Raw genomic sequence first — 7,631 nt, forward strand, 5'->3', positions numbered from 1 at the left:
ATCTCGACGAATCGATCCGCGAGTTTGCCCGCGCCTCGCTGAACTACGGCCTGCTGCGCAACTATCCGGTCTACCTCTCGACCAAGAACACCATCCTCAAGGCCTATGACGGCCGCTTCAAGGACATCTTCCAGGAGGTCTACGAGAAGGAATTCGAGGCCGAGTTCAAGGCGAAGAAACTCTGGTACGAGCACCGGCTGATCGACGACATGGTGGCCTCCAGCCTGAAATGGTCGGGCGGCTATGTCTGGGCCTGCAAGAACTATGACGGCGACGTGCAGTCCGATACGGTGGCGCAAGGCTTCGGCTCGCTCGGCCTGATGACCTCGGTGCTGATGACGCCGGACGGCAAGACGGTGGAAGCGGAAGCCGCGCACGGCACCGTCACCCGCCACTATCGCCAGCACCAGAAGGGCGAGGAAACCTCGACCAACTCGATCGCCTCGATCTTCGCCTGGACGCGCGGTCTCGCCCACCGCGCCAAGCTCGACGACAATGCCGAACTGAAGCGCTTCGCCGAGACCTTGGAAAAGGTCTGCATCCAGACGGTGGAGTCCGGCTTCATGACCAAGGACCTGTCGCTGCTGATCGGTCCCGACCAGCCCTGGCTGTCGACCACCGGTTTCCTCGACAAGATCGACGAGAACCTGCAGAAGGCTATGGGGTAAGAACCCAAATTTCGACATGCCGAAGGCTCCGAAAGGAGCCTTCGCTTTTTGGGCAGCAACACGAGCGGAAGCAAGGGGCTGACGATGAGCAAGCCAATCCTCTACGGCGCCGACTACAGCGTCTACGTCCGGATCGCTCGGATGGCGCTGGAAGAGAAAGGCATCGGCTACGACCTCGTGCCGGTCGATGTCTTTGCCCCGGAAGGCGTTCCGGCCTGGTATCTCGAACATCATCCGTTCGGCCGCATCCCGGCTTTCGAGCATGACGGCTTTCGCCTGTTCGAGGCGAGCGCGATCGCCCGCTATGCCGACGAGGCCTTCGACGGCCCGGCGCTGCAGCCAAAAGAGGCGCGTAGCCGGGCAAGGATGAACCAGATCATCGGCCTGCTCGACGCCTATGGCTACCGCGCCATGGTCTGGGATGTCGCCGTCGAGCGGCTGGAGCAAAACCCGCCCGACGAGGCCCTGATCACCAAGGGCCTGTCGCAAGCGGAGGCTGTGCTGCGGACAGTGTCGGCGCTGAAGGCCGACGGGCCGTGGCTGCTGGGGTCGCAATTGACCCTTGCCGACCTGCACGCGGCACCGATCGTCGGCTATTTCGTCAAGGTCGCAGAAGGGCGTGAATTGCTTGCCCGATTTGCCGACATTAGCGACTGGTATGCGCGCATCGCCGATCGCGCGAGCTTCGCCAGGACCGAACAGGCGGGCTGATGCGCGCCGTCCATGTCAGCTATGCGACGCCGAACCTGTCGCAGGCCGGCAAGCTGCTGCTGAAGAGCGCGCGCCGCTTCGGCCTCGACAGTCATCTCTATACGCCGGACCACCCGGTGCTGGTCGACCTGGCGCGAAAATACCCATCGATCATGGCCGCGCCGCGCGGCGCCGGCTACTGGCTGTGGAAGCCGTTCATCACGCTGGACATGTTGAACCGCGTGCCCGACGGCACGCCGGTCCTCTACAGCGACGCCGCACTGACTTTCATCGCCGACCCGGCGCCTCTGATCGCGCTTTCCAGCCAGCACCCGGTATGCCTGTTCAAGATGGGCGGGCGGATGCTGCAGGGCGCCTGGACCAAGCGCGACTGCTTCGTCGAAATGGATGCCGACCGGGAGGAGTTCTGGTCGCTGCCGCAGCTATGGGCCGGCATGCAGCTCTACCGCGCCGGACCGGAAGCGAGGGCTTTCCTCAAGCTGCTGGCGACGGCCATGGCGAGCGAGGTTCGGCTGACCGACATGCCGAACATCCACAACCTTCCCAATCTGCCCGGCTTTGTCGAGCATCGGCATGATCAATCGGTGCTGACGATCCTTGCCAGGCAGCAGCGCGCCGCCATTTTTCGCAGCCCGTCGCAGGAGTGGCACGATCCATCGGCGCCAGCAAGCGAGACGCCGTTCGGCCAAACGGTGTTTGTGCACCGCAGGCGAAACCTCCCCTATTTCAGGTGGCTTTACAGGCGCCTGCGCCAGAAATACACGGGCGACCAAGGCTTCCTTTGATCATGCCGGTCTCTCGCGAGGGCCCGGCGGCTCTCAAGCTTCTGCACCATGAGCCGAGTGCCGTTCAGTCAGGCAGATAGATTTCGGCTTTCATGAAGGTCTTCGCGCGGCCCGTGATCCGCACGCGGTCTCCGGCCAGTTCGCACAGCAGGTGGCCGCCGCGCTGCGAGCACTGGAAGGCCGACAGCTCCGTCTTGCCGAGCTTTTCGGACCAATAGGGTATCAGCGTCGCGTGGATGGAGCCGGTCACCGGATCTTCGGGAATGCCCGCGCCAGGTGCGAAGTAGCGGGACACGAAATCATGGGTCTCGCTGCGCGCGGTGACGACCACGCCGAGCGGGTGGAAGGTCGCAATCCCGGACAGGTCCGGTACAAAGGAGCGCACGGCGGTCTCGTCGGCCAGCTCGACGAACAGGTTCTCGAAGTTGCGGAAGCTCGCAACCGGGCGCGCCGAAACAATGTCCTGAAGCGCGGACGCCAGCTCGGCGTCCACGGGCTGCGGCGGAAAGCACGGCAGATCGAGCTGGTAGGCGCCGTCGCGCCTGGAGACCCCAAGCTCGCCCACCCGCGTGGCGAAGGCCATGTCGCCGGCGACATCGTGTTCCTGGGCCAGCACATGGGCGGTGGCCAGCGTGGCGTGGCCGCAGAAGTCGGCTTCATGGACCGGGGTGAACCAGCGCAAATCCCAGCCCTTGCCGTTCGGCCGCGCGAACGCGGTCTCGGCAAGGTTGTTTTCGTTGGCGATGGCCTGCATGACATGTTCCGGCAGCCAGTCCTCGAGGATGAGGACGGCGGCCGGATTGCCGTGGAAGGCCCGGTCGGCGAAGGCGTCGACCTGGTACATGGTCAGTGTCGTCACTTGGCGCTCCCGGGATGGCTAGCTTGGCTGCACTGGGACCGCAAGCGAGGTCACGCCGCTTCCAGCGCCGCCTTCACCGCCGCGATCGCGTCCTCGGCCTTCGAGGCGTCGGGACCGCCGGCCTGGGCCATGTCCGGCCGGCCGCCACCACCCTGCCCGCCAAGCGCGGCGGACGCCACGCGGACCAGGTCGACGGCGCTGAAGCGGGTCGTCAGGTCGTCGGTGACGCCGACGACGACACTTGCCTTGTTGTCCTCGCCGGCGCCGACGAAGACGACGACGCCTGAGCCGAGCGTCTTCTTGCCGGCATCGGCAAGCGGCTTCAGATCCTTCGGCGACACGCCGGAAACTGCCTTGCCGAGGAAGCCGACGCCGGCGATGGTCTCGTTCTCGGCCGGCACGCCGGCCGGCGACCGGTCGCCCAGCGCCAGCTTCTTGCGCGCTTCGCTAAGCTCCTTTTCGAGCTTCTTGCGCTCTTCGAGCAGCGTCTCGACCCGCGCCGCCACATCGGCCGGCGAGATCTTCAGCGTCGAAGCGATCGCCTTCAGCCGCTTGTCCTGCTCGTCGAGATGCTTGCGCGCCGCCTCGCCGGTCAGCGCCTCGATGCGGCGCACGCCGGCGGCGACCGCGCTGTCCGACACGATGCGCACCAGGCCGATATCGCCGGTTGCCCGGACATGGGTGCCGCCGCAGAGCTCGACCGAATAGGGGCGGTTCGCCTTGGCGCCATGCAGGCCGGTGCCCATCGACACGACGCGCACCTCGTCGCCGTATTTCTCGCCGAACAGCGCCATGGCGCCCTCGGCAATGGCATCATCGACGGACATCAGGCGTGTCGACACCGGGCTGTTCTGCACGACGATCTCGTTCGCCATGCGCTCGACCTCCTCGAGCTCATCGGCCGAGATCGGCTTGTTGTGCGAGATGTCGAAGCGCAGGCGCTCGGGCGCGACCAGCGAGCCCTTCTGCGCGACATGGGTGCCGAGCACCTCGCGCAGCGCCTCGTGGATGAGGTGCGTCGCCGAATGGTTGGCGCGCAGCCTGGAGCGGCGCGCATGGTCGACCTTGAGCTCGACCGCGGCGCCGGTCTTGACCGTGCCGCTCGCCACCCGGCCGAGATGCACGAACAGCCCGTCGGCCTTCTTTTGCGTGTCGGTGATCTCGATCGAGAAGCCCTCGCCCGAGATCACGCCGGTGTCGCCCATCTGGCCGCCGGACTCGCCGTAGAAAGGCGTCTGGTTGACGACCACGGCAACCGTGTCGCCCTGCGCGGCGTTGTCGACGGTCTTGCCGTCCTTGACCAGCGCCAGGACCAGGCCCTCCGCCTGTTCGGTCTCGTAGCCGAGGAAATCGGTGGCGCCGGTGTTCTCGCGCACCGAGAACCACACCGTCTCGGTGGCCGCGTCGCCGGAACCAGCCCAGCTCTTGCGCGCCTCGGCCCGCTGCCGCTCCATCGCATCGGTGAACCCGGCCAGATCGACCGAGATGCTGCGCTGGCGCAGCGCATCCTGCGTCAGGTCGAGCGGGAAGCCGTATGTGTCGTAGAGCTTGAAGGCCGTCTCGCCATCCAGCATGTCGCCGGCGCCGAGCTTCTCGGTTGCCTCCGAGAGCAGCCCGAGGCCGCGTGCCAGCGTCTTGCGGAAGCGGGTCTCTTCCAGTTTCAGCGTTTCGGTGATCAGCGCCTCGCCGCGCCCCAGCTCCGGATAGGCCTGGGCCATCTCGCGCACCAGCGCCGGCACCAATTTCCACATCAGCGGCTCGCTGGCGCCGAGCAGCTGCGCATGGCGCATGGCGCGGCGCATGATACGGCGCAGCACATAGCCGCGGCCCTCATTCGACGGCAGCACGCCGTCGGCCACCAGGAAGCAGGACGACCGCAGATGGTCGGCGATGACGCGGAACGATGCGACGGTGTCCGCATCCGGACCGCGCCCGAGCGCCGATGACGCGGCATCGATCAGATGGCGGAACAGGTCGGTCTCGAAGACGCTCTCCACCCCTTGCAGGATGGACGCCATGCGCTCGAGGCCCATGCCGGTGTCGATCGACGGGCGCGGCAGGTCGATGCGCTCTTCCTTGGTCACCTGTTCATACTGCATGAACACCAGGTTCCAGAATTCCAGGAACCGGTCGCCGTCCTCTTCCGGGCTGCCGGGAGGGCCGCCCCAGATGTGTTCGCCGCGGTCGATGAAGATTTCCGAGCACGGCCCGCAGGGTCCGGTGTCGCCCATCGCCCAGAAATTGTCGGAGGTCGGGATGCGGATGATGCGGTCGTCGGTGAAGCCGGCGATCTTCTTCCAATAGCCGGCCGCCTCGTCGTCGGTGTGATAGACGGTGACCAGCAGCTTGTCCTTCTTCAGCCCGAACTCCCTGGTGATCAGGTTCCAGGCAAGCTCTATGGCGCGCTCCTTGAAATAGTCGCCGAAGGAGAAATTGCCGAGCATCTCGAAGAAGGTCAGGTGACGCGCGGTGTAGCCGACATTGTCGAGGTCGTTGTGCTTGCCGCCGGCGCGCACGCTCTTCTGGGCGGTGGTGGCGCGCGAATAGGACCGCTTCTCCAGGCCGGTGAAGACGTTCTTGAACTGCACCATGCCGGCGTTGGTGAACATCAGCGTCGGATCGTTGCGCGGCACCAGCGGGCTCGACGCGACGACCTCGTGACCCTCCTTGCGGAAATAGTCGAGGAATGTCGACCGGATCTCGTTCACGCCACTCATGGATGCTTGCCTTTTCGAGAGAACCGCCGGGGGTGCCGACGGCAAAATGGACATGGCCTTTTAGCGATCACGCCGCAGCCTGTCCAGAAACACGGAACTGGAGGAAAGTCCGGTTGTTGTCGGCTCTGGCCGGGCATCGCCCGAAACGCAAACCGCCGGCACAAGGCCGGCGGTTCGGGACGCAGTACTAAAGAACTCAATTACATAAGCAGATATTAATAAACCGAGATTGTGTCACCTACATGGCGCCGGCTTCGTCCTCGAAACCGTCGTCACCGCCGCCCTCGGAGCCGCCATTCTCGAGGAATTTCTCGGCGATCAGCCCGGCATTCTGCCTGAGCGCCATTTCGATCTCGCGCGCTGTGTCGGGATTGTCGCGCAGGAACAGTTTTGCGTTCTCGCGGCCTTGGCCGAGACGCTGCGAATTGTAGGAGAACCAGGCGCCGGATTTCTCGACCACGCCGGCCTTGACGCCGAGGTCGACCAGCTCGCCGGTCTTCGACACGCCCTCGCCGTACATGATGTCGAACTCGACCACCTTGAAGGGCGGCGCCAGCTTGTTCTTGACGACCTTGACGCGGGTCTGGTTGCCGACGACCTCGTCGCGGTCCTTGACCGAGCCGATGCGGCGGATGTCGAGGCGGACCGAGGCGTAGAACTTCAGCGCGTTGCCGCCGGTCGTCGTCTCGGGCGAGCCGAACATGACGCCGATCTTCATGCGGATCTGGTTGATGAAGATGACCATGGTGTTGGAGCGCGAGATCGAGGCGGTCAGCTTGCGCAGCGCCTGGCTCATCAGGCGGGCCTGTAGGCCGGGCAGCGCATCGCCCATCTCACCTTCGATTTCGGCGCGCGGCGTCAGCGCGGCGACCGAATCGACCACCAGAACATCGATGGCGCCGGAGCGCACCAGCGTGTCGCAGATTTCCAGCGCCTGCTCGCCGGTGTCGGGCTGCGAGATCAGCAGGTTTTCGAGGTCGACACCGAGCTTGCGGGCATAGACCGGATCGAGCGCGTGCTCGGCATCGACGAAGGCGCAGATGCCGCCCTTCTTCTGGGCTTCCGCCACGGTGTGCAGCGCCAGCGTCGTCTTGCCCGAGCTTTCCGGCCCGTAGATCTCGATGATGCGGCCGCGCGGCAGGCCGCCGACGCCGAGCGCGATGTCGAGGCCGAGCGACCCGGTCGGCACGGTTTCGATCTCGACCACCTGCTCATTGGCGCCGAGGCGCATGATCGAGCCCTTGCCGAAGGCGCGCTCGATTTGCGACAGCGCCGCGTCCAGAGCCTTTGATTTGTCCACTGCCTTATCCTCTACAAGCCGCAAAGTATTCTGAGCCATGATACATCACCCCTTGGTCGTCAATGAAGGCCGGACAATCCGTGATCCCTGCCATTTTGTACCTTTTTTGTTCTCGTTTGGCAAGAGGCATCAAGCTGCTGAAAAACAATCAATATCTTGATCTGTTCTATTTATGTCCTACAACACACAGCGGCGGCGTCTTCCAATCGGCCATGCGGGATTCCATTGTCCGGCCGGCCCGAATCGCGGCGTTGATTGCGGGGCGGCGCGGAGAAACCTAGTGTGCGCGGCCGGACAATCAACAAAGGTATCGACGCCACGATGGTGAAGTCCCCCAACATCCTTGCCGTGGGCGGCGCCCATATCGACCGGCGGGGCCAGGTGTCAGGCCCTTACGTGCCGGCTGCCTCGAACCCCGGCACCATGCGCGAGGATGTCGGCGGCGGCGTCTTCAACGCGTTGCGCAGCGTGGTCAGGCGCGGCGTCTCGGCCTCGCTGCTGTCGATGCGTGGCGGCGACGCCGCGGCCGAGACTGTGTCGACGGCGATCGCGAGCGCCGGCATCGCCGACCTGTCGGCGGTGTTCCTGGAC

The 7,631-nt window shown here is 65.1% G+C and carries 7 protein-coding genes and 1 pseudogene; 5 read left to right on the forward strand and 3 right to left on the reverse strand.

Annotated elements, in window-relative coordinates:
• The 3 genes from EN780_RS22530 to EN780_RS22540 form a co-directional block, all read left to right on the forward strand.
• Nucleotides 1-668: NADP-dependent isocitrate dehydrogenase (locus tag EN780_RS22530; protein ID WP_128275358.1), on the forward strand; the 668-nt coding region annotated here is incomplete at its 5' end.
• Nucleotides 669-752: 84 nt separating this feature from the next.
• Complete coding sequence (locus EN780_RS22535; protein ID WP_128275359.1) at nt 753-1,379, forward strand: glutathione S-transferase family protein; 627 nt, start codon at nt 753-755, stop codon at nt 1,377-1,379.
• Nucleotides 1,379-2,164, forward strand: coding sequence for a hypothetical protein (locus EN780_RS22540; protein WP_128275360.1), 786 nt, complete (start codon nt 1,379-1,381; stop codon nt 2,162-2,164). Before EN780_RS22535 ends, EN780_RS22540 begins: the two co-directional genes overlap by 1 nt.
• Before the next feature lie 64 nt (nt 2,165-2,228).
• Here EN780_RS22540 and EN780_RS22545 read toward each other — a convergent pair whose 3' ends face one another.
• The 3 genes from EN780_RS22545 to recA all read right to left on the reverse strand — a co-directional run bounded on the left by EN780_RS22545 (nt 2,229) and on the right by recA (nt 7,079).
• Nucleotides 2,229-3,008 carry a PhzF family phenazine biosynthesis protein gene (locus EN780_RS22545; protein WP_128275361.1) on the reverse strand — a complete coding sequence of 260 codons (780 nt, stop codon included), beginning with the start codon at nt 3,006-3,008 and terminating at the stop codon, nt 2,229-2,231.
• Between the two features lie 65 nt (nt 3,009-3,073).
• Nucleotides 3,074-5,740: an alanine--tRNA ligase gene (gene alaS, locus EN780_RS22550; protein ID WP_128275362.1), complete on the reverse strand. Its 2,667-nt coding sequence runs from the start codon at nt 5,738-5,740 to the stop codon at nt 3,074-3,076.
• 238 nt (nt 5,741-5,978) lie between these two features.
• Complete coding sequence (gene recA / locus EN780_RS22555) at nt 5,979-7,079, reverse strand: recombinase RecA (protein WP_126054856.1); 1,101 nt, start codon at nt 7,077-7,079, stop codon at nt 5,979-5,981.
• A 41-nt stretch (nt 7,080-7,120) separates the two neighbouring features.
• On the opposite strand from recA, the gene EN780_RS22560 reads away from it, so the two are divergent.
• Both EN780_RS22560 and EN780_RS22565 read left to right on the forward strand, forming a co-directional pair.
• Complete coding sequence (locus EN780_RS22560) at nt 7,121-7,321, forward strand: hypothetical protein (RefSeq protein WP_127310816.1); 201 nt, start codon at nt 7,121-7,123, stop codon at nt 7,319-7,321.
• Nucleotides 7,322-7,361: 40 nt separating this feature from the next.
• A pseudogene (locus EN780_RS22565) lies at nt 7,362-7,631 on the forward strand (carbohydrate kinase); the annotation flags it as partial.

Origin of the sequence: Mesorhizobium sp. M4B.F.Ca.ET.089.01.1.1, assembly GCF_004022605.1 — a bacterium.
In the GTDB taxonomy this organism is placed as follows: Bacteria; Pseudomonadota; Alphaproteobacteria; order Rhizobiales; family Rhizobiaceae; genus Mesorhizobium; species Mesorhizobium abyssinicae.

Excerpts from the sequence above, each read along its gene's own strand:
- EN780_RS22535 (WP_128275359.1), top strand. The coding sequence starts at position 753 with ATGAGCAAGCCAATCCTCTACGGCGCCGACTACAGCGTCTACGTCCGG.
- EN780_RS22540 (WP_128275360.1), top strand. The coding sequence starts at position 1,379 with ATGCGCGCCGTCCATGTCAGCTATGCGACGCCGAACCTGTCGCAGGCC.
- EN780_RS22545 (WP_128275361.1), bottom strand. The coding sequence starts at position 3,008 with ATGTACCAGGTCGACGCCTTCGCCGACCGGGCCTTCCACGGCAATCCG.
- alaS (WP_128275362.1), bottom strand. The coding sequence starts at position 5,740 with ATGAGTGGCGTGAACGAGATCCGGTCGACATTCCTCGACTATTTCCGC.
- recA (WP_126054856.1), bottom strand. The coding sequence starts at position 7,079 with ATGGCTCAGAATACTTTGCGGCTTGTAGAGGATAAGGCAGTGGACAAA.